The organism is Bradyrhizobium sp. CCBAU 11434, assembly GCF_028128895.1.
GTDB lineage: Bacteria > Pseudomonadota > Alphaproteobacteria > Rhizobiales > Xanthobacteraceae > Bradyrhizobium > Bradyrhizobium zhengyangense.
In genome coordinates this window covers 20351-41335 of the sequence record NZ_LBJX01000093.1, presented here as the reverse complement: position 1 = coordinate 41335, position 20985 = coordinate 20351, and the positions used below count along the sequence as shown (strand labels likewise).

At 64.3% G+C, this 20985-nt stretch carries 19 protein-coding genes; 13 read left to right on the top strand and 6 right to left on the bottom strand.

Going from position 1 to position 20985, the window contains the following annotated elements; translation table 11 throughout:
• Positions 1-4: 4 nt before the first annotated feature.
• Both trpC and moaC read left to right on the top strand, forming a co-directional pair.
• Positions 5-826, top strand: coding sequence for an indole-3-glycerol phosphate synthase TrpC (trpC, locus tag XI06_RS24035; protein WP_271606664.1), 822 nt, complete (start codon positions 5-7; stop codon positions 824-826).
• A 1-nt stretch (position 827) separates the two neighbouring features.
• Positions 828-1346 carry a cyclic pyranopterin monophosphate synthase MoaC gene (gene moaC, locus XI06_RS24030; protein ID WP_271606663.1) on the top strand — a complete coding sequence of 173 codons (519 nt, stop codon included), beginning with the start codon at positions 828-830 and terminating at the stop codon, positions 1344-1346.
• Positions 1347-1353: 7 nt separating this feature from the next.
• Here the strand turns inward: moaC and XI06_RS24025 are convergent, their stop codons facing one another.
• On the bottom strand, positions 1354-1518 hold the full coding sequence (locus tag XI06_RS24025; RefSeq protein WP_237862048.1) for a Flp family type IVb pilin: 165 nt from the start codon (positions 1516-1518) through the stop codon (positions 1354-1356).
• Between the two features lie 312 nt (positions 1519-1830).
• On the opposite strand from XI06_RS24025, the gene XI06_RS24020 reads away from it, so the two are divergent.
• Complete coding sequence (locus XI06_RS24020) at positions 1831-4563, top strand: bifunctional diguanylate cyclase/phosphodiesterase (protein WP_271606662.1); 2733 nt, start codon at positions 1831-1833, stop codon at positions 4561-4563.
• Between the two features lie 170 nt (positions 4564-4733).
• On the opposite strand, the gene XI06_RS24015 is transcribed toward XI06_RS24020, so the two are convergent.
• On the bottom strand, positions 4734-6071 hold the full coding sequence (locus XI06_RS24015; RefSeq protein ID WP_237862044.1) for a S41 family peptidase: 1338 nt from the start codon (positions 6069-6071) through the stop codon (positions 4734-4736).
• A 308-nt stretch (positions 6072-6379) separates the two neighbouring features.
• Between XI06_RS24015 and XI06_RS24010 the strand changes: the two genes are divergently transcribed.
• The 7 genes from XI06_RS24010 (at position 6380) to XI06_RS23980 (ending at position 11761) form a co-directional block, all read left to right on the top strand.
• Entirely contained in the window at positions 6380-7507 is a 1128-nt protein-coding gene (locus XI06_RS24010; RefSeq protein ID WP_237862042.1) for an alpha-hydroxy acid oxidase, read from the top strand.
• A gap of 14 nt (positions 7508-7521) precedes the next feature.
• The gene (locus XI06_RS24005) at positions 7522-8145 is read left to right on the top strand and encodes an HAD-IA family hydrolase (RefSeq protein ID WP_237862040.1); all 624 of its coding nucleotides are present in this window, start codon (positions 7522-7524) and stop codon (positions 8143-8145) included.
• Positions 8146-8286: 141 nt separating this feature from the next.
• Complete coding sequence (locus XI06_RS24000; RefSeq protein ID WP_237862037.1) at positions 8287-8502, top strand: hypothetical protein; 216 nt, start codon at positions 8287-8289, stop codon at positions 8500-8502.
• A gap of 178 nt (positions 8503-8680) precedes the next feature.
• Positions 8681-9892, top strand: a complete 1212-nt coding sequence (locus XI06_RS23995) for a molybdopterin molybdotransferase MoeA (RefSeq protein WP_237862035.1) — start codon at positions 8681-8683, stop codon at positions 9890-9892.
• Between the two features lie 176 nt (positions 9893-10068).
• Entirely contained in the window at positions 10069-10770 is a 702-nt protein-coding gene (lexA, locus tag XI06_RS23990; protein ID WP_128951590.1) for a transcriptional repressor LexA, read from the top strand.
• Positions 10771-10928: 158 nt separating this feature from the next.
• The gene (locus XI06_RS23985; protein WP_237862033.1) at positions 10929-11135 is read left to right on the top strand and encodes a hypothetical protein; all 207 of its coding nucleotides are present in this window, start codon (positions 10929-10931) and stop codon (positions 11133-11135) included.
• A gap of 191 nt (positions 11136-11326) precedes the next feature.
• A complete protein-coding gene (locus XI06_RS23980) occupies positions 11327-11761 on the top strand; it encodes a hypothetical protein (protein WP_237862031.1) in 435 nt (144 codons plus the stop codon).
• A 10-nt stretch (positions 11762-11771) separates the two neighbouring features.
• Here the strand turns inward: XI06_RS23980 and XI06_RS23975 are convergent, their stop codons facing one another.
• From XI06_RS23975 to XI06_RS23960, 4 genes are all read right to left on the bottom strand, one after another.
• The gene (locus XI06_RS23975; RefSeq protein ID WP_271606661.1) at positions 11772-14054 is read right to left on the bottom strand and encodes a ComEC/Rec2 family competence protein; all 2283 of its coding nucleotides are present in this window, start codon (positions 14052-14054) and stop codon (positions 11772-11774) included.
• Between the two features lie 99 nt (positions 14055-14153).
• Entirely contained in the window at positions 14154-14387 is a 234-nt protein-coding gene (locus XI06_RS23970; protein ID WP_063194708.1) for a DUF2171 domain-containing protein, read from the bottom strand.
• Positions 14388-14475: 88 nt separating this feature from the next.
• Positions 14476-14862: a nuclear transport factor 2 family protein gene (locus XI06_RS23965; RefSeq protein WP_271606660.1), complete on the bottom strand. Its 387-nt coding sequence runs from the start codon at positions 14860-14862 to the stop codon at positions 14476-14478.
• Between the two features lie 20 nt (positions 14863-14882).
• Positions 14883-16559, bottom strand: coding sequence for a glutamine--tRNA ligase/YqeY domain fusion protein (locus tag XI06_RS23960; protein ID WP_271606659.1), 1677 nt, complete (start codon positions 16557-16559; stop codon positions 14883-14885).
• Between the two features lie 144 nt (positions 16560-16703).
• Here XI06_RS23960 and gltX point away from each other — a divergent pair, with 144 nt between their 5' ends.
• From gltX to XI06_RS23945, 3 genes are all read left to right on the top strand, one after another.
• Positions 16704-18131: a glutamate--tRNA ligase gene (gltX, locus tag XI06_RS23955; RefSeq protein WP_271606658.1), complete on the top strand. Its 1428-nt coding sequence runs from the start codon at positions 16704-16706 to the stop codon at positions 18129-18131.
• 144 nt (positions 18132-18275) lie between these two features.
• Positions 18276-19580, top strand: coding sequence for a citrate synthase (gltA, locus tag XI06_RS23950; protein ID WP_237862023.1), 1305 nt, complete (start codon positions 18276-18278; stop codon positions 19578-19580).
• Between the two features lie 176 nt (positions 19581-19756).
• Positions 19757-20935, top strand: coding sequence for an ROK family transcriptional regulator (locus XI06_RS23945; protein WP_271606680.1), 1179 nt, complete (start codon positions 19757-19759; stop codon positions 20933-20935).
• Positions 20936-20985: the final 50 nt, after the last annotated feature.

Sequence of the window (20985 nt, the reverse complement as noted above, 5' to 3'; positions counted from 1 at the left end):
TGTCATGTCCGATATCCTGACCAAGATCGAGGCCTACAAGCGCGAGGAGATCGCGGCGGCCAAGCGCGCGCAGCCGCTCTCGGCGGTCGAGGCACAAGCCAGCGCGCAGGACGCGCCGCGCGGCTTCGTGCGCGCGATCAGGGCCAAGCACGCCAATGGCGATTATGCGCTGATCGCCGAGGTGAAGAAGGCCTCGCCCTCCAAGGGTCTGATCCGCCCCGATTTCGATCCGCCCCTGCTTGCCAAGGCCTATGAGGCGGGCGGCGCGGCCTGCCTGTCCGTGCTGACCGACACGCCCTCGTTCCAGGGCCATCTCGACTTCATGGTTGCGGCACGCGCGGCGACCTCGTTGCCTGTGCTGCGCAAGGATTTTCTGTTCGACACCTATCAGGTGGTCGAGGCGCGCGCGCACGGCGCCGACTGCATCCTCATCATCATGGCGGCGCTCGATGATGCGACCGCCAAGGATCTCGAAGACGCCGCGATCGCCTACGGCATGGATGTGCTGATCGAGATCCACGACCGTGCCGAGCTCGATCGGGCGCTGAAGCTGCGTTCACCGATGATCGGGGTCAATAACCGGAATCTGCGCACCTTCGAGACGACGCTGGCGACCAGCGAGATGCTGGCGCCTCTGATCCCGCGGGGGCGGCTGATGGTCGGCGAGAGCGGCATCTTCACGCCCGCAGACCTGTCGCGGCTCGAGCGCGTCGGCATGTCGACCTTCCTGGTCGGCGAGAGCCTGATGCGCCAGGCCGACGTCGCGGCTGCCACGCGTACGCTGCTCACGCGCGAGACCAAGGCCCGCGCCACGGACACGCGCTGACATGGTGCGCAAGCCATCCAAGGCGAAGCCCGCAAAGGCGAAGGCCAGCCCTGCCCTCACCCATATCGGCGCCTCCGGCGAGGCGCGGATGGTCGATGTCTCGGACAAGGCTGCCACCGAGCGGCTTGCCGTCGCCGAAGGCCGTGTCGTCATGGAGAAGGCAACGCTCGACCTGATCGTGTCAGGCAACGCCAAGAAGGGCGATGTGCTCGGCACCGCGCGCATCGCCGGAATCATGGCAGCGAAACGGACCTCGGAGCTGATCCCGCTCTGTCATCCGCTGGCGCTGTCGAAGGTCACGGTCGACATTGAGCCTGACGCGAAGCTGCCGGGCTGCGTGGTCCGTGCCAGCGTCAAGGTGACCGGCCCAACCGGCGTCGAGATGGAAGCCCTCACGGCCGTTACGGTGGCCTGCCTCACCATCTACGACATGATCAAGGCGGTCGAGCGCGGCGTGCGCATCGAGGGCATCCATCTCGTCGAAAAGCTGGGCGGCAAGTCGGGCCATTACCGCGCCTGATCGGTGGTTATTTCAGCGCCGTGCTGATCGATCCGAACTTGGTGTTGAGCTTGCTACCCAGGCCGTTCACGACGGTGATGATGGCCAGCGCGATACCGGCCGCAATCAGGCCATATTCGATCGCGGTCGCACCGGATTCGTCGATCCAGAAGTTCTTCAAAGTCTTTTTCATGATCGTGTTCTCCCTCGCATCGTTGCGGAGCTGAGTTCGCAATTCGCGTGCCAATGTGGCATCGAGGATCGTCAGCAGGTTAGATGGTTAAGCGTTGGTTGATTTCACCGCGATCGGCAAGAACTGACCCTCATCCCGACCATGGCCGGCAAAAGCTGCATGGTTCTCGTCATGCGCATCGATTGCATTTGCGCATTACGGTTCATGTCGCGTTAACCGCGCTTCCTAACGTCGCCTCCACATCGATCCCGTAAACCGACGGATGTCACGGGATCAAGAATTGACCCTGACGTGTGGACGGCGACGAACAACATGATGACAAAATACGGCAGCCGCCTCTTCGACCAGGCTTTCGTGCGCAGCGGACCGATCCGCTGGCTCGTGGTCGGCGGCACATTGCTGATCGCGGCAATCGCCGTCGGCGCGGTATTGATGGCGCAGAATTTCCGCGAGCGCGCGCTGCGCAACTCCAGCCGCGAGCTGGAAAACACCGTGCTGCTGCTCGCCCATCATTTCGATCAGCAACTGCAGGATTTCGCGGTCATTCAGAAGGATTTCGTCGACCACGTGCGCGTGAACGGAATCACGACCGCAGCGGACTTCCGCAAGCGCCTCTCCGGCGAGGACGTGCACCGGATGCTGCGCTCGAAGATCGAGGCGCTTCCGTACATGGGCGGCGTCAACATCATCGACGCCGACGGCAATGTGATCAATTCCTCGACGACATGGCCCGCTCCGAAGGTCAACGTCGCCGACCGCGCCTACTTCCGCACCTTCCGATACGATCCGCAGGCGCCCGACGTACTGATCGAACCGGTTCACAGCCGCATCTCCGGCGCTTGGACCATCCTGATCGTGCGCAGGATCATGGGACCGCACGGCGAATTCATGGGTGCCGTCGGGCGCGGCATCGAGCCGGCCAATTTCGAGAAGTTCTTCGAGACCGTCATGCTCGGCGAAGGCGCGACGATCTCGATGCTGCATCGGGACGGCACGCTGCTGGCCCGCTATCCCGATTCCAGCGACATGATGGGACGCAATTTCAGGAACGGGTCGTTCGAGCAGCAGAAGATCTTCACGCTCGACCACTTCGCCGGGCGTATCGTGAGCCCGATCGACGGCGAGGACCGGCTGGCCTCGGCGCGTGCTTTGCCCCATTTCCCGATTCTGATGATGGCGACGACAACGCGCGCGGCGGCGCTCGCCGACTGGCGCGAGCAAATCGGAATCCTGATTTCGGTCGCCGGCGCGTCCGTGCTTGCGATTGCGGGCGTGCTGACCGCGATCGTGCGCAAGCTCCTGGAGCAGCACCGCCTGTCCCGGGAGCGGTTGACGCTGGAGAAGCAGCGCCTCGATCGCGCCGTCAACAACATGACCCAGGGTCTGCTGCTGTTCGATGCCGAGCGGCGGCTCGTGATCTGCAACCAGCGCTACATCGAGATGTACGGCCTGTCGGCCGACATCGTCAGACCCGGCTACAGCTTCCGCGACATCATCGCGCACCGCAAGGCGACGGGCTCGTTCACGGGTGACGTGGACCAGTATGTCGCGCGCGTGCTGCGCGACATCCACGTGCGCAACTCCATGGTGGTCGACACCAGCGACGGCCGATCGATCCAGATCGTCAACGAGCCTCTCGACGATGGCGGCTGGGTCGCGACCCATGAGGACATCACCGAGCGGCGCCGCACCGAGGCGCGTATCACCCACCTCGCCCACTACGACGCGCTGACCGACCTGCCCAACCGCGCCAAGTTCCACGAACATTTGCGCGAGGAGCTAGCCAGCATGGCTCACGGTGAAGAGCTTGCCGTGCATTACATCGACATCGACGAGTTCAAGGGCGTCAATGACGCGCTCGGCCATCTCGTCGGCGACGAGCTGTTGAAGTCGGTGGCGGAGAGCCTGCGCCGCTGCGCCGGCCCGACCGATTTCGTCGCTCGTCTCGGCGGCGACGAATTCGCCATCGTGCAGAGCGCGGTGACCAGGCAGGACCAGGTCAGCGAGCTCGTTGCCCGGGTCTTCGCCGCGATCCGCGCACCGTTCGATTGCATGGGCCATCACCTCACCACCGATGCCAGCATCGGCATTGCACTGGCGCCCGGACACGGCAACGCGCTCGATCAGATTCTGAAGAACGCTGACATGGCGATGTACGCGGCCAAATCCGCCGGGCGCCGCACCTATCGCTTCTTCGAGCCCGAGATGGACGCCAAGGTACGCGAGCGGCGCCAGCTCGAAATCGACCTGCGCCACGCCATCGCCCAGGGCAGGCGCGACGGCGGCCTCGAGGTCTATTATCAACCCTGCCTCAGCCTGAAGGACGACCGGATCACCGGCTGCGAAGCGCTGGTGCGTTGGCGCCACCCCGAGCGCGGCATGGTCTCGCCGGCAGAATTCATCCCGATTGCCGAGGATACCGGGCTGATCAACGAGATCGGCGAATGGGTGCTGTCGACCGCCTGCCGCGACGCGGCCACCTGGCCCGACGACATTCGCCTTGCGGTCAACGTCTCGCCGGTTCAGTTCAAGAGCGGCACGCTGGCGCTGAAGATCATGGCGGCGCTCGCCGCCTCCAATCTGCCGGCGAGCCGGCTCGAGCTCGAAATCACCGAGGCCGTGTTGATCCGCGACGACGACACCGCGCTTGCGATCCTGCACCAGCTCCGTGCCATCGGCGTCCGCATTGCGCTCGACGATTTCGGCACCGGCTACTCCTCGCTGAGTTATCTGCATCGCTTCCCGTTCGACAAGATCAAGATCGACCGCTGCTTCGTCAACGACATCGCAGGTCCCGACGGCTCCGCCAGCATCGTGCAGGCCGTGGTCAATCTCGCCAGCGCCCGCCGCATGGCGACCACGGCCGAAGGCGTCGAGACCGAGGAACAGCAGCGGTTGCTGCGCACGCTCGGCTGTACCGAGATGCAGGGTTATCTGTTCAGCGCCGCAAAGCCGGCCGACAAGATGTTGGAGCTGTTCGCGCTCCATCGCAGCCGGCTCGCCCAGCGCGAAGGTCGGGAAGGCCGCCGCCGCGAGGCTGGCTAGTATCCCCACAGCGGACGCCGCAATCGCACCCGGCGCTTGGTCGCACGCAAAGCCGCGACAATACGGCCTTTGCCGCAATGAATCCGAGCTGAGACGACGTCCAAAACGAATTCGCCCGGCAGTGGCGATCCACTCCCGGGCGATGTCTGGATGTCCTGAAGTCGCAGCGGTTAGTTCGGCACTGTCGCTTTCGGAGCGGGCTTGGCGGCCGCCGCATTCACCGTGACGCCGTGCAGGAAGTCGTAGGCCGCATGCAGGGCCTTGTCGTCCTTCTCTTCCGGCGGGACGTAGGATTGCGATCCGGTCTGCTCGGTACCGTCGGCGGCCTGCAGATGACCGCGCATCTGCGATTCCGCGATGGTGTCGACGCGGCCTTTCAGCTCGGCCGGAACGTCCTGGAGGATCTCGATGTCGGGCGCGATACCCTGGGCCTGGATCGAGCGACCCGACGGCGTGTAGTAGCGCGCGGTGGTCAGCGCCAGCGCGCCGTTGCCGGCACCAAGCGGGATGATGGTCTGCACCGAGCCCTTGCCGAACGAGCGGGTGCCGATGATCGTCGCGCGCTTGTGGTCATGCAGCGCGCCGGCCACGATTTCCGACGCCGAAGCCGAGCCACCATTGACCAGCACCACAAGCGGCTTGCCCTTTGTGAGGTCGCCGCCATGCGCGGTGAAGCGCTGGGTCTCTTCCGGATTGCGGCCGCGGGTCGAGACGACCTCGCCGCGTTGCAGGAACGCGCTCGACACCGACACGGCCTGGTCGAGCAGACCACCCGGATTGTTGCGCAGATCCATCACATAGCCAACGAGCTTGTCTTGCGGGATGTCCTTGGAGATCGAGGCGATTGCCTTCTTCAGGCCGTCGGTGGTCTGCTCGTTGAACGAGGTGACGCGGATGTAGCCGACGTCGCCGTTCTCGACGTGGAAGCGGACCGGGCGGACATGGATGATCTCGCGCGTGATCGCGACATCCATCGGAGCATCGGCGCCCTTGCGGATGATGGTGAGCTTGGTCTTGGTGTCGACCGGGCCCTTCATCTTGTTGACGGCCTGCTCGAGCGTCATGCCCTGCACGTTCTCACCGTCAATCTTGCTGACGAGGTCGCCGGACATGATGCCGGCCTTGGACGCCGGCGTGTCGTCGATCGGCGAGACGACCTTGACCAGGCCCTCTTCCATCGTGACCTCGATGCCGAGGCCGCCGAACTCGCCGGAGGTGGTCTCCTGCATCTCGGTCCAGGCCTTGTCGTTCATGTAGCGCGAATGCGGATCGAGCGAGGTCACCATGCCCGTGATCGCACCTTCGATCAGCTTGGCATTGTCGGGCTTCTCGACATAGCTCGCCTTCACCCGCTCGAAAACTTCCCCGAACAGATTGAGCTGGGAGTACGCACCATCCGCGCCTGCCGCCGCCCGTGCCGCCCATAGTCCGCCCTGCGGACCTGATACGAGGAGGGTCAGGCATGCTCCGGTGAGCGCGCCCAGTGGGAAGAGCAGGGTTTTCCGCATGGAATGGGTGGCCTTTTCGCTTAGCGGTTCTTTTGAGGCTTGGCAGCCGCCATGCAAGTGGCGATCCAGCCCGGTTCTCACAATATCATTCTGGTTTCTTCAAGGCCGGCCTGCCACGCCGGCGGGTACGCGGCAAAAATCCCTTCGCCTGAACCTAAACATTTGGCAACGTTGGCAAGACCGCCCCCGCTCCCGGCGGGAATCAGTCGGCCGGACGGCGCCTCGCAGCTATGCGATTTTAGGATGGTTTTGGAGAGCCGGACGGGATAGGCGATTGAATAAGGCTTCAAATTCTCGGGAGGATAACAATGAACGAAGCACTCCGGCCGGAACGGAACGTCGAACTCGGCGCCAGCGACGAGCCGTTCCAGAACCTGCACGAATTCATCCGGAAGGCGCGTTCCAACCTCAACCAGAACGCCTGGGACTACATCGTCGGCGCCGCCGAGACCGAGACCACGATGCGCCGCAACCGCATGGCGCTCGACGAGATCGCGTTCCGCCCGCGTGTGCTGCGCGACGTCCGCCAGGTCAGCGGCTCGGTCGAGCAGTTCGGCCGCAAGATGCGGCTGCCTGTCGTGCTCGCCCCGGTCGGCGCGCTGGAGATCTTCGATCCCTTTGGCGCAGCCAGCGTCGCGCGCGCCGCCGGTACTTTTGGCGCATCGCACATGCTCAGCTCCGTCTCCGAGCCCGGCCTGGAAAAGACTGCCGAAGCCGCGCCCGATGCGCTGCGCATGTTCCAGCTCTACGTCCGTGGCGATGACGCATTCGTCGCCGAAATCGTCAGCCGTGCGCAAAAAGCCAATTATGCCGCTTTCTGCCTGACCGTCGACACCGCCCATTACAGCCGTCGTGAGCGCGACATCGCCAAACGCTACGTTCGCGAGAGCCGCCTGCGGGCCACCGGCGGCGATTACCAGAAGGGTCTGGAGTGGCGGACCGTGAAGATGATCAAGGACAAGTTCAAGATCCCGCTGATCATCAAGGGCATCGCAACTGCCGAGGACGCGCAGATCGCGGTCGATCACGGCGTCGAGTGGATCTATGTCTCCAACCATGGCGGCCGCCAGCTTGATCACGGCCGCGGTGCCATGCATGTGCTGCCGGAGATCGTCGACGCCGTGAAGGGCCGCGCCAAGATCATGGTCGATGGCGGCTTTTGCCGCGGCACCGATATCGTCAAGGCGATCGCGGCGGGCGCCGACCTCGTCGGCATCGGCCGGCTGCAATGCTGGGCGCTGGCGGCAGCCGGCGAGGCCGGCGTGACGCGGATGCTGGAACTGCTGGAGGACGAGGTGCTGCGCTGCCTCGGTCTGTTAGGTGCCACCTCCTTCGCCGAGGTCAACAAATCCTGCCTGCACCCGGCCACCGCAACCAACGCGCCGAGCGTGTTCAGCGCGTTCCCGCTGTTCGACCACGAACCCTATCGATACTGACCCGAAAGGCTGCAATGACCTCGCTCTGTCCCGGCAGCGCGGATGCGCTTCTGTTCGATCTCGGGCGCGTCGTGCTCGACATCGATTTCTCCAAGGCGATCGCCTGCTGGGCGGGACATGCCGGCTGCAAGCCCGAAGCCATCGTCGGGCGCTATGTGCGCGACGAGGCCTACCGCCTGCACGAGGTCGGCAGGATCAGCGACGAGGACTATTTCGCCTCGCTGCGCTCATCGCTCGGAATCTCCATTTCGGATGCCCAGTTCCTCGAGGGGTGGAACGCGATTTTCGCCGGCGAGATGCCCGGTATCGCGGACCTGCTCCCGCGCGCGGCAAAGCAGATGCCGGTCTACGCCTTCTCCAACACCAACCGGCCACACGTGGACTATTTCTCGAAGGAATATGCCGACGTGCTCCGCCATTTCCGCGAGCTGTACCTTTCGTCCAGCATCGGCCTGCGCAAACCGGATGCGGAAGCGTTCGACCATGTCGTCGCCGCGATGGGCGTGCCGGCCAGCCGGATCGTGTTCTTCGATGACCTTGCCGAGAACATCGAAGGCGCGCGCGCCCGCGGCCTGACCGCGGTCCATGTGACCTCACCCCACGACGTCGGCCTTGCGCTGAAGGCGCTGGGGATCTGATCCGGCGGCAAATTCCGGAACAATTTCGACCGGAAGCGAGGAACCAAAGCCCTTTGTGCAATTTTGTACAGAGTTCCGGGAACGAATGCCCGCTTCCGGACTCATGAGTCCGTTGGGAATTCTACGGACGGAAATATCATCGTGTTGGGCAAAACCTACCTCACCAAGCAGGCCTCCCTGCTGGTCAAATTCGCCAAGACTACCTCGGATTCCGAGCTTTCCGCCAAGCTGATGAGCAAGGCGGCCGACTTGAAGGCCCAAGCCGATCCTATGCCCGACAAGGATCAAGGCCCCAAGGCTCCCGACGTCGCTGAAGACGGAAACGCGGCAAGGGCAAATCCCATTACGCGGTCGTAACGCTGCGCGCAGGCTGCCTGTCCTCGTGTCGGTCTGCCGCGCCTTCCGGATCACGTCGCGGACACCAGCCCGGCCCGAAGCGTAAGCTTCGCGGCAATATACCCCCTTTTGCCTCGGCCTCTCCGCTCGGCTAAAACCTCGCCGACCGAGTCCTTCGATCTTGTTGCGGGAGTACGCCGTGGCCCTGATGCCGGTTTCCGATGCGCTTGCCGCCGTGCTCGCCGGTGCAGAGCCTTTGGCAGAGGAAATGATCGCACTGGATCAGGCGTTCCATCGCGTGCTCGCGCGCGACGTTGCCGCGCGGCGGACGCAGCCGCCCGAGGCCATGTCGGCGATGGATGGCTATGCCGTCCGCGCGGCCGATGCGGCGAAGGTTGATGCACAGCTCACGGTCATCGGCGAGGTCGCAGCCGGCCGCCCGTTTGCTGGAACAGTCGGCGCTGGCGATGCCGTACGGATCTTCACCGGCGGCGTCGTTCCCGCCGGCGCGGATGCGGTCGTGATCCAGGAGGACACCATCGCGGACGGCAAGCGCATCACGATCAAGGAAGCCGCCGTCACCGGGCGGCACATCCGCCCCGCCGGGATCGACTTCCGCGAGGGTGAGGTGCTCCTGCACAAGGGTACGCGCCTGACCGAGCGCGACCTTGCGCTCGCCGCCGGCATGAACCACCCGCAGCTTGCCGTCCGCCGCCGTCCGAAGGTCGCGATTCTCGCGACCGGCGACGAGCTGGTGATGCCGGGCTCGACGCCCGGCCACGGCCAGATCGTCTATTCCAACGGCTACGCCCTGCACGCCCTCGCCCGCAGCGAGGGGGCCGACACCATCGATCTCGGCGTTGCCGCCGACACGCTTGCCGCCACCACATCGGGCATCCGCCGCGCGCGCGAATCCGGTGCCGACATCCTGATCACGACCGGCGGAGCGTCTGTCGGCGACCACGATCTGGTGCAGCAGGCGCTGACGAACGAAGGTATCTCGATGGCGTTCTGGAAGATCGCGATGCGGCCGGGCAAGCCGATGATGAACGGGCAGCTCGGGCCGATGCGCGTGATCGGCCTGCCCGGCAATCCCGTGTCATCCTATGTCTGCGGCTTCCTGTTCCTGGTGCCGCTGATTCGCGCGATGTCGGGCCGTTCAGTGATTCATCATCGCCGCGAACGCGCCGTGCTCGGCCGCGACGTCAGCGCCAATGACCAGCGCGAGGATTATTTGCGTGCGCGTCTGGAGACGCGGGATGACGGCACGCTCGTCGCTCTTCCCGTCAATCACCAGGATTCCTCACTGCTTGCGAATCTCGCTGCGGCACAGGCACTTCTCGTGCGCGCCCCGTTCGCGCCGAAGGCCGAAGCCGGCACGCCTTGCGAGGTGTTGCGACTGCCCGCGTGAGCGCGTCGTTCGCAACCGTTCCGCGAGCTTTGCCGCGTTCACGGTAAATTAAGCAGTTGCGGAACATGTATCGAACATATAGTGTCCGTTCATGATTTGTTTCGAGCGTGTGGCGGCTTATTGCTGAATTCAGCGTCTCGGAATCGAACGACATCGTCAGGGGGATTTTGGTCGAGATGTTAACGCGCAAACAATACGAGCTCCTGCGGTTCATCAGCGAGCGATTGAAGGAGAGCGGCGTGCCGCCCTCCTTCGACGAGATGAAGGATGCGCTCGATCTGCGCTCGAAGTCGGGCATCCATCGCCTGATCACCGCGCTCGAGGAGCGCGGCTTCATCCGCCGCCTGCCCAACCGCGCCCGCGCAATCGAGGTGATCAAGCTGCCTGAGCTCCAGGCGGCCGCCGGAAGCCGCCGCGGCTTCACGCCGAGCGTCATCGAGGGCAATCTCGGCAAGGTGCGCACGACCTCGAGCCCGCCCGCCGACGAGGGCGAGCGTCCTGTCGCGGTTCCTGTAATGGGCCGGATCGCGGCCGGTACGCCGATAGAGGCCTTGCAGACGCGCAGCCACACCATCAGTGTCCCGCCCGACATGCTCGGCGCGGGCGAGCACTACGCGCTCGAAGTGCGCGGTGATTCCATGGTCGACGCCGGCATTCTCGATGGCGACATGGCGCTGATCCAGCGCAACGAGAGCTGCGACACCGGCGATATCGTGGTGGCCCTGATCGACGACGAGGAAGCGACGCTCAAGCGCTTCCGCCGCCGTGGCGCTTCAATCGCGCTCGAGCCGGCAAACGCCGCTTACGAGGTCCGGATCCTGCCGCCCAACCGGGTCAAGATCCAGGGCAAGCTGATCGGGCTGTACCGGAAATACTGAACTCGTCCCGCGCTCGCACCTGGCGAGCACGCCCTTAAGATTGGAGCGGACGATTGTCCGCTCCGGCTGGATAGTCCTTCAGGTTCTGCACAGATTATCCGGCCCCCTCTTCGGCGCTACATCCCCGGCACGCCACAACGAAGACCGAGGAGACCGCCATGCGCAAAATCATTCTGAGCACCGTCGCGATGGCGCTGATCGCGGCATCAGGGTCGCAGGCCATCGCTGCGCAGCCGCAGCATCGCGTTCGCAAGGCGCCACAGGCCACGACGAGTGAGCAATTCCGCAATGCCCGCAACGCCGTCAAGCAGCAGGCGCAGTCGGCCTGGCCGTATTCGGGCTGGTCGGCACCATCAGGACGCTGAGAGCGAAGTCTCCCGAATGCACAGGAGCAGGCTTTGTTCCTCATCGGCGCGGGAAAGATATTGTGATTGCAAGCCGCGGATCTGAGCCGCAGATTTGCCCCCAACATCGCATATGATTGCAAGCTTCCACTCTGATAGAGGCCTGCGCCTCAGAAGAGGCGCGGTGCTCTATCGCTGATGAGGAGCACCCGATGTGTGACTATAGCCTGCATGCCGTCGCGACGCGTCCCGCAGAAGTCGGCGAGACGATTGTCACGACAACCTTCCGCGGCACCTCGACGCGCGGCTTCGCCTCCGAAGCCGACATGTCGGTCGCGGTCTGCCTGCTGCCGGGAACGGAGCTCGCCTTCGCCGACAACGTCCGTTACGACAACAGGTGGATCTGGACGCGCACCATCAATTCGCGCGTCGGCAAGTTCGGCAAGGTCGATCCGCACATTCCCGATCGTCATCACGACGCGATCGAATTTCCCGATGGCAAATATGTGCTGGTGACCCAACTCGTCGAAGGCCAGCGCGCAACCGTGCTGCAGCTGCCGGTGACCCAGCCGTTCGGTGAGCGCGAGCATAAGCCGCAAGTGATTTCCGATATCAGTCCGACGCCTCCGCGCCTGCCGATCGGTTGAACCATCGGTTCTAATCCTCGGCCTGAAGGTCGGCCTCCGACGGTGTTGCGTCCTTGAAGCGCGGAGCTGCCGACCGCGGCACGAGGGTCAGTTCGAAATCGCCATCGCCGGCCGCCGCCGGCGACCAGGGGCGGTTTGCGCCCCTCGCCCTCACCGACTGAATCGCAAAACCGTCGCCGCGGGGTGTCAGCGCCAGCGCACCCTGGCTCACCAGACGCGGCCGGTCGACCACCATCGCGGTACAATCCGGCGGCGCGGGCCTTGCGGTCACCACCAGTGCCGCGCGGCTGCAATCATCGGCCAGCGCGTCGATGCGCAGCGCCAGGGCGATCATGCGGCCGTCAGCAAGCGGCGTCACGCAGCCGGCGTCGTCACACGACACGCCGTCACCGAGCGAGCCACTCGCCGCATCGCGCGGATCAGCGTCAGCCGCGAGCCACTCCTTCAGCAGGAAATTGTCCTTCTTCGTCCTGATCAGATGCAGCTGCCCGTCCCTGCCTCGCACCGCGACGTTCTGACCGTCACCGGCGATGAGAATGTCGGGTTGCCTGATGGAAAGACCCCAGATGGTCGCCGCCACCAGCACGAATGCTCCCGACCATCGCAGCGGCGTGCGCAGCAGACCCATCAGGACCAGGCCCAAGCTCGCAACGATCAGCGGCGCCGTGCCGAAGGCCGCGACGTGGCCGACCGCGCCCGGTAACGCAGCGACCCAGCGCGTGACCAAAATCATCCAGTCGATGCCGATCCCCATCAACCACCAGAACACTCCGTCCAGCCCGAAGGGAGCCGCGAGCAATCCCAATAGCCCTGCCGGCATCACCAGCGCCGAGACCACCGGCATCGCGCCGAGATTGGCAAGCACGCCGTAAGGCGTAACACGGTGGAAATGGAAGGCGGCGTAAGGCGTCGTCGCAAGCCCCGCGATCATCGAGGCCATGAACAACATCGCGATCTCGCGGCCGCCCCACAGCGCGATGCGCGCGGTCGCCGAATGATCGGGCGAGGCAAACAGGCTCGGCATGCCGACCTGCACCAGCGCGACGAGCCCGAGCGTTGCGGCGAACGACATTTGAAAGCTTGGATGCACCAGCGCTTCCGGCGCGACTGCGAGCACGATCAGCGCCGCCACGGCCAGGGTGCGGAACGTGATCGCGCGGCGATCGACGATGACAGCAATCAGCACCACCGCGGTCATGAAGAACGATCTTTGTGTCGCGACTTCGGCGCCCGAGAGCAGCAGATAGAACGCCGACGCAGCCAGCGCAGCGGCGGCCGACCATTTCTTGATGGGAAACCCCACGGTCAGTCCCGGGACGAGCGCGAGCAGCGCGCGGACCGCGAAGAAGACGACACCCGCGACGACGGCCATGTGATAGCCTGAAATCGAGAGGACGTGACCGAGCCCCGAGATGAACATCGCGTCATTGACGGGCGTGGTGATCGCATCGCGGCGGCCGGTGAGCAGCGCGGTCGCGATGGCGCGGTTGTCGCCGTCGAGCGTGGCGCGGATGCGCGCGTCGATCGCATCGCGCAGGCCTTGCATGACCGCGGCGTAGCGTAGCTGCAATCCGCCCGGCACGGGCGGCGTCACAGTCGTGATTGCTCCCATCGCAAAGCCGGACGCACCGATGCCCTGGAAGAACATGTCGCGCGAGAAATCGTAGCTGCCCGGCCGCAATGGCGACAGCGGTGGCATCAGCCGCGCTTTCAGCTGCACGAAGCTGCCGACGTCGGGGGCGGTTCCCTTGCGCACGGAGAGGCGGACGCGCTCCAGCTTCACGTCGCTGCGCTGCGCCTCCATCGCCGTGACGCGCAGCACGAAGCGGTCAGTGCGTTCGCGGATGTCGCGGGTCTCGACGAAGCCCGACAGCGACACGGAATAAAGCGGCTTTGCGAGCACAGTGTGGGCGATGCGCGCCGTCTTCCACGTCGCCGCCGCAAAACCGGCCGCGACCGCCGCGATCATGATCGCGGGCGCAAACCACCGGCTCCTCCGCAACAGGGCCGCGCCGAGCGTGAGCGCGGCCGCCGTCGCAACCGTGACCCACAGCACCGGCTCGTGATCGGCGGTAAAATAGAGCGCGATGCCGCAGCCGAAGGCGATGGGCACCCAGGGAAACAGCCGCCCCGCACCAGCCTCGGCCTTGGCCCATTCGCGCAGCGTCCCGACAACCCCGGGCCAGACGCCCGACCCTGCCGGCACAAAGCCTCCGGCCGACGCGGCCCGGCCTGTCGGCCAAGTCCCGGCAATGCCTTGCGACAGACGCTGCGGCCGGCCCGGCTCCGCCATTCCCTTGACAACCCCTGCGATACGCGACGGGTGCAGAGGCTACCGGAACGTGCAGGTCGCCGAATAGCGGTACGGATCAGGAACGAAGGGGCCGCGCCCCTACTTTTCCTCTTCCATTGTCACCGCGACGTCCGCCTTGGCCGACAGGCGGACCTTGTTGCCTTCGACACCGGCGACAAGGCCCTTGTCGATGAAATGGTGGTGCCCCTTGTGACTGCCCTCACCACTATCCTTCTTGGTCAGCTTGATGCGGTTGCCCTCGACCTTGTCGACCGTTCCGATATGGACGCCGTCTGCGCCGATGACTTCCATATGCTCTGCGATGTTCTGCATGGTGGGATCCTCGTTGGACCCACCCAACGCAGAGGGAGCGCGTTCGTTGCTCTCCCCGGAATGACGATACCGTGTGACGGCGCGCCTGTCAGATCAGCGGCGCCTTGGCCGAGGCGTGGTGATTGACGATCTTCCAGTCACCGTCCTGGCGGATGATGACCCAACTCATCTTGACGACGAGATCCGGGCGCTCACCTGCGAAGTTGAACGTGATGGTCGCGCCCATATTGATCAGATCGGGACCGACCTGCGCCGCCTGCACCTCGGAAAATGCCGCGCCCGGCTTGCGCCAGCGCGGCAGGCCGTTGAAATAATCGGTGACGCCATCCCTGCCCCGATAGAGCCTTGGGTTGGAGCCGAAGAAGAATGCGTTCTTCGAATACAGCGCCGACAGCGCAGCCGCATCGAGCGTCGCGAACCCGGCGCACCATTTCGCGATGATGGCGGAAACGATGGCGTCGGCCTCGCTGCTCATGTGCCCGTCAGCCCTTTGCGTCAGCCTTTGGCCACTTCTTTCGCGAAGGTATCGCGCAGGCCGATGGTGCGCGAGAACACCGGCTTGCCGGGCGTCGAGTCCTTGTCGCGCACGAAATAGCCCTGGCGCTCGAACTGCATCGGCTCGGTCGAATTGCTCGCGGCAACCGAGGCTTCGATCCGCGCGTCGGACAGGATCTCCAGCGAGTTCGGATTGAGATCGGCCGCGAAGTTCGAGGCGTCCGGGCTCGGATTGGCGAACAGCTGGTTGTAGATGCGGATCTCCGCGGGCACAGAATTGGCCGCCGGCAGCCAGTGCATGGTCGCCTTGACCTTGCGGCCGTCAGGCGCGTTGCCGCCCTTGGTCGCGGGATCGTAAGTGCAGCGCAGCTCCACCACTTCGCCCTTGTCGTTCTTGATCACGCCGGTGCACTTGACGAAATAAGCGTAGCGCAGCCGCACCTCATTGCCGGGCGACAGGCGGAAAAACTTCTTCGGCGGGCTCTCCATGAAGTCGTCCTGCTCGATATAGAGCTCACGGCCGAACGTGATTTTTCGCGTGCCTGCCGAGGGATCATCCGGATGGTTGATCGCCTCGAGCTCCTCGGTCTGCCCTTCCGGATAGTTCTCGATCACGACCTTGAGCGGCTTCAACACCGCCATGCGCCGCTGCGACGTGCGGTTCAGCTCCTCACGGATGCAGAACTCGAGCATGCCGACATCGACCACGCTGTTGGCCTTGGCCACGCCGATGCGCTTGATGAATTCGCGCAAGGCCGCCGGCGGCACGCCGCGGCGGCGCATCCCCGCCATGGTCGGCATGCGCGGATCGTCCCAGCCGGCGACATGGCCGTCGCGGACGAGCTGGGTCAGGACACGCTTGGACAGCAGCGTGTAGGTCAGATTGAGCCGCGCCATTTCGTACTGGTGCGGCGTGGACGGCACCGGCAACTTCTCGATGAACCAATCGTAGAGCGGCCGGTGGTCCTCGAACTCCAGCGTGCAGATCGAGTGCGTGATGCCTTCGATCGCGTCCGACTGGCCGTGGGCGTAGTCGTAGCTCGGATAGATACTCCACTTCGTCCCAGTCCGCGGATGATGCGCATGCAGGATGCGATAGAGCACGGGGTCGCGCAGATTGATGTTGCCCGAGGACATGTCGATCTTCGCCCGCAGCACGCGCGCGCCGTTCGGGAATTCGCCGGCCTTCATGCGGCGGAACAGGTCGAGATTCTCGTCCACCGAGCGGTCGCGGAACGGCGAGTTCTTGCCGGGTTCGGTCAGCGTGCCGCGCGCGAGGCGAATCTCCTCCTGGGACTGGTCGTCGACATAAGCGAGCCCGTCGCGGATCAGCTTCTCCGCCCATTCGTACAGGCGGTCGAAATAATCAGAGGCATAGAACAGGTTCTTGCCCCAATCGTAGCCGAGCCAGTGCACGTCGGCCTGGATGGAATCGATATATTCCTGCTCTTCCTTGACCGGATTGGTGTCGTCGAAGCGCAGATGGCAGCGGCCCGGAAATTCCTGGGCGATGCCGAAATTCAGCGCGATCGACTTGGCGTGGCCGATATGCAGGTAACCGTTCGGCTCCGGCGGGAACCGGGTCACGATCTCCTTGTACTTGGCCTGATCGAGGTCGGCCTGGATGATGTCACGAATGAAATCGCGCCCAACCTCAGTCGCCACCGGTTCTGTCATTACGAAAATCCTGTAGGGAAATCAGCGGTCCTTCTGCCAAATTCGCTTGGCTGAGCCAAGGCCTTAAGGCGTCCGCTGTCGGGCTTTAGTTATGCTCTGGTCCTGTTATATACCACCGCCTCCAATGCATAGGCCCTGCCAAGAATGACCGATTCCGTCGTTACCCGCTTTGCTCCCTCCCCGACCGGCTTCCTCCATATCGGAGGCGCCCGCACGGCGCTGTTCAACTGGCTCTTTGCGAAGAAGCACGGCGGCAAGATGCTGCTCCGGATCGAGGACACCGACCGGGAGCGCTCCACTGAGGCTGCGATCGGCGCGATCCTGGACGGGCTGAAATGGCTGGAGCTCGGCTGGGATGGCGACGTGATCTACCAGTTCAGCCGCGCGGCCCGCCACCGCGAGATCGCCGAGCAGTTGCTCACCGACGGCAAGGCCTATCGCTGCTACGCCACCGCCGAGGAGCTCGCCGCCATGCGCGAGAAGGCGCGCGCGGAAGGACGCACCCGCCTCTATGACGGCATGTGGCGCGACCGCGATCCGGCCACCGCGCCTGCTGACGTCAAGCCGACCATCCGCCTGCGCGCGCCGCAGACCGGCGAGACCGTGATCGAGGACCAGGTCCAGGGTCGTGTGGTCTGGCAGAACGAGAACCTCGACGACCTCGTCCTGCTGCGCGGCGATGGCAACCCGACCTACATGCTCGCCGTGGTCGTGGATGACCACGACATGGGCGTCACCCATGTCATCCGCGGCGACGACCACCTCATCAACGCCGCCCGCCAGAAGCAGATCTACGATGCGATGGGCTGGGCGCTCCCGAACATGTCCCACATCCCGCTGATCCACGGACCGGATGGCTCAAAACTCTCCAAGCGCCACGGCGCGCTCGGCGTCGATGCCTACCGCGCCATGGGATACCTCCCGGCCGCGCTCCGGAATTACCTCGTCCGGCTCGGCTGGAGCCATGGCGATCAGGAGATCTTCTCGACCGAGGAGATGATCGCGGCGTTCGACCTCGCCAATGTCGGCCGCGCCGCCGCCCGCTTCGACTTCGCCAAGTTGGAGAACCTCAACGGCCATTACATCCGCCACGCCGACGATCAATCGCTCGTGAGGATGTTCGAGGACGTGCTCGACCACGTCGTGCCCGCGCGCGACGAGATTAAGGCCAAATTAAACGACGCCACGCGCGCCCAGCTGCTCAAGGCCATGCCATCCCTGAAGGAGCGCGCCAAGACGCTGATCGAGCTGATCGACGGCGCCTCTTTCATCTTCGCCGACCGGCCGTTGCAGCTCGACCCGAAGGCGGCAGCCCTGCTGACGCCCGAGAACCGCAAGCTGATCGGCCAGCTTCATTCCGCGCTGGAGAAAGTCGAGACCTGGAGCGGCGCTGTCACCGAAGCTGCGCTGCGCGCCTTCGCCGAGGAAAATAGTCTCAAGCTCGGCGCGGTCGCCCAGCCGCTGCGAGCAGCATTGACCGGCCGCACCACGTCGCCTGGAATATTTGAGGTTTTGGACGTGCTGGGACGCCAGGAAAGCCTGGACCGGCTTAAGGACCAATCTACGACGTAAGTAGGCCATGGCTGCCATGATCTTGCAGCGCACACAGCAATAATATACCCATCTCCCCGTACATTCTGGAACATCCGGCCTGCCCCATCTTCTCCTTGGGGGCCTCCGGCTCCGGCCCGTTTCACCACACATCGGGGACCTCTGATGGACGCCAAAGAAAGCCCAAAGACCGCCACGCTGACGGTCGGAAACAAGAATTACGATCTTCCGATTCACAGCGGCAGCGTCGGACCTGATGTCATCGATATCGGCAAGCTGTACGGCCAGTCCGGCCTATTCACCTACGATCCCGGCTTCACCTCGACCGCGAGCTGCCAGTCCAAGATCACCTATATCGACGGTGATGCGGGCGTGCTGGAATACCGCGGCTATCCGATCGAGCAGCTCGCCGAGAACGGCGATTTCCTCGAGACCTGTTACCTGCTGCTCTACGGAAACCTGCCGACCGCCGCGCAGAAGAAGGATTTCGACGATCGCGTGATCCATCACACGATGGTGCACGAGCAGATGGCCCGCTTCTTCCAGGGCTTCCGCCGCGACGCCCATCCGATGGCAGTCATGGTGGCCTCGGTCGGCGCGCTCGCCGCGTTCTACCACGACTCGACCGACATCAACGATCCCAAGCAGCGCATGATCGCTTCCATGCGCATGATCGCGAAGATCCCGACGCTGGCGGCGATGGCCTACAAGTACACCATCGGCCAGCCCTTCATGTATCCGAAGAACTCGCTGAAGTTCGCCGAGAATTTCCTGCACATGTGCTTCGCGGTGCCGTGCGAGGAGTACAAGATCAACCCGGTGCTCGCTGACGCGCTCGACAAGATCTTCATCCTGCACGCCGACCACGAGCAGAACGCCTCGACTTCGACGGTGCGTATCGCCGGCTCTTCCGGCGCCAACCCGTTCGCCTGCATTGCCGCCGGCATCGCCTGCCTCTGGGGTCCGGCGCATGGCGGCGCCAATGAAGCCGCGCTTGCGATGCTCGCCGAGATTGGCAGCGTCGACAAGATCCCCGAGTTCATCGCCAAGGTGAAGGACAAGAACTCCGAGGTCCGTCTGATGGGCTTCGGTCACCGCGTCTACAAGAACTACGATCCGCGCGCCAAGATCATGCAGAAGATGTGTCACGCCGTGCTCAAGGAGACCGGCCATGGCGACGATCCGATGCTGAAGGTGGCGCTCGAGCTCGAGAAGATTGCGCTGAGCGATCAGTACTTCATCGACCGCAAGCTGTACCCGAACGTCGACTTCTATTCGGGCATCACGCTGAAGGCGATGGGCTTCCCGGTCTCCATGTTCACCGTGCTGTTCGCCGTCGCCCGCACCGTCGGCTGGATCAGCCAGTGGAGCGAGATGATCGAGGATCCGCAGCAGAAGATCGGCCGTCCGCGCCAGCTCTACACCGGCGTCACCCGCCGCGACTACGTCGCGATCAAGGATCGCAAGTAAGTCTTCGTCGATACGGCTTTCGAAGCGGCGCCATCTCGCGATGGCGCCGTTTTTGTTTGTGCTCACCCTACGTGTTGCCCCGCACAACAACAAGTCGACGCATCGCGCCGACGAGCGCTTGACAGTTGAAACGCTCCGTAGGCAAATTCTTACTCTAAGTAAGAATGACGACAGGGATGGAAATGCCGGAGCAGCCGAGAAGTCGGCGGCAGACGCGCGCCGCCATTTTGACTCATTTGCTCCAGTCCGGCGGCTCGTTCCGGCCGCCGCTGGCGAGAGCCGTGCGGCTGTCCGAAGCAAGCCTGTCGCGCATCCTGTTCGACCTCAAGGCTGAAGGCCTGATCGAGGAAGTCAGGCGCCCTGCTCCTTACGTCGGCGGCCCGACCGGTCTCGTCTCGCTCGATCGCACGGTGGCGCTGGCTGCACTCGAGCTCACCGGAGAATGGCTCAGCGTCGGCGTTGGCAATTTGTCGGGCGAGCTGCATTACATCGAGCGTGTGCCGCTGCCGCGAAAGCCGACCGTCGAAACCATGGGCCGGGTGTTCCGCGAAGCCCTGCACCTGCTGCGCGACTGGACGCGCCGCCGCCGCATCAGGCTCGCACAGGTCGGCGTGACCGTTCCGGGCCTCGGCCGCCTCAGCGAGTTCGGCAACCCCATCATTCCCTGTGACATCGAACAGATCGGCGACATGCTCGCCGAGCTGTTTGCGGGCGTGCCGGTGACTTTCACTAATTCGGTGGTCGCGCACGCCGCCTTTCATCGCTGCCGCAACGAAAACTATCCGTTCGCCGACGCGCATCTGTTCGTCTTCGTCGGCCAGGGTGTCGCGGGCGCCTGGATCGGTGATCCCAGTGAGGACGACGCACTCGAGCCGGTCGAGCTCGGCCACATGGTTTTTGGAACCGACGGCCCGCGTTGTCGCTGCGGACATCATGGCTGCGTCGAAGCCTACACGTCGTTGCCGGCGCTGGCCGAACTGCTGCGCATGACCGAAGCAGAATTGCTCCAGCTTGGCTCTGACTGGGTGACAACGGTCCCCCTCACGACGCGGCTGCGGCAGGAATTGCGCCAGCGGCTGTTCCGGCTCGGTCTCGCCATCGGCAACACCTTGAACGTCAAACCATGCCGCGGCGTTGTCGTCAGCGGCTGGCCATCGCTTCTTGCGGAAGACGATCGAAAAGCCGTGAGCGACGGCATCGATTCCAGCCTGCTCGGCGGCCGGAAGCTGGCGCAGGTGTCGCTCGCCTTTGTGCCGCCTTCGACCGGCAACGATCCGCAGGCCGCCCTCGCCTTCGCCGCGTTCTGCCTGGCGAGATCCGGCGGCATGGCCGCCGCATCGACGGAGGCCGCCTGAGATGACCTAAGCCGCGTGCGGCTCGCGCACGCCAACAACCGCGCCAAAAC

Bases quoted from the DNA above. Each gene is read 5' to 3' on its own strand.
- XI06_RS24005 (WP_237862040.1), top strand. From the start codon at position 7,522: ATGACCTCGCTCTGTCCCGGCAGCGCGGATGCGCTTCTGTTCGATCTC.
- XI06_RS23945 (WP_271606680.1), top strand. From the start codon at position 19,757: ATGGAAATGCCGGAGCAGCCGAGAAGTCGGCGGCAGACGCGCGCCGCC.
- gltA (WP_237862023.1), top strand. From the start codon at position 18,276: ATGGACGCCAAAGAAAGCCCAAAGACCGCCACGCTGACGGTCGGAAAC.
- XI06_RS23960 (WP_271606659.1), bottom strand. From the start codon at position 16,559: ATGACAGAACCGGTGGCGACTGAGGTTGGGCGCGATTTCATTCGTGAC.
- moaC (WP_271606663.1), top strand. From the start codon at position 828: ATGGTGCGCAAGCCATCCAAGGCGAAGCCCGCAAAGGCGAAGGCCAGC.
- trpC (WP_271606664.1), top strand. From the start codon at position 5: ATGTCCGATATCCTGACCAAGATCGAGGCCTACAAGCGCGAGGAGATC.
- XI06_RS23975 (WP_271606661.1), bottom strand. From the start codon at position 14,054: ATGGCGGAGCCGGGCCGGCCGCAGCGTCTGTCGCAAGGCATTGCCGGG.
- XI06_RS24020 (WP_271606662.1), top strand. From the start codon at position 1,831: ATGATGACAAAATACGGCAGCCGCCTCTTCGACCAGGCTTTCGTGCGC.
- gltX (WP_271606658.1), top strand. From the start codon at position 16,704: ATGACCGATTCCGTCGTTACCCGCTTTGCTCCCTCCCCGACCGGCTTC.
- lexA (WP_128951590.1), top strand. From the start codon at position 10,069: ATGTTAACGCGCAAACAATACGAGCTCCTGCGGTTCATCAGCGAGCGA.
- XI06_RS23980 (WP_237862031.1), top strand. From the start codon at position 11,327: ATGTGTGACTATAGCCTGCATGCCGTCGCGACGCGTCCCGCAGAAGTC.
- XI06_RS23965 (WP_271606660.1), bottom strand. From the start codon at position 14,862: ATGAGCAGCGAGGCCGACGCCATCGTTTCCGCCATCATCGCGAAATGG.
- XI06_RS24015 (WP_237862044.1), bottom strand. From the start codon at position 6,071: ATGCGGAAAACCCTGCTCTTCCCACTGGGCGCGCTCACCGGAGCATGC.
- XI06_RS24010 (WP_237862042.1), top strand. From the start codon at position 6,380: ATGAACGAAGCACTCCGGCCGGAACGGAACGTCGAACTCGGCGCCAGC.
- XI06_RS24025 (WP_237862048.1), bottom strand. From the start codon at position 1,518: ATGAAAAAGACTTTGAAGAACTTCTGGATCGACGAATCCGGTGCGACC.
- XI06_RS23985 (WP_237862033.1), top strand. From the start codon at position 10,929: ATGCGCAAAATCATTCTGAGCACCGTCGCGATGGCGCTGATCGCGGCA.
- XI06_RS23970 (WP_063194708.1), bottom strand. From the start codon at position 14,387: ATGCAGAACATCGCAGAGCATATGGAAGTCATCGGCGCAGACGGCGTC.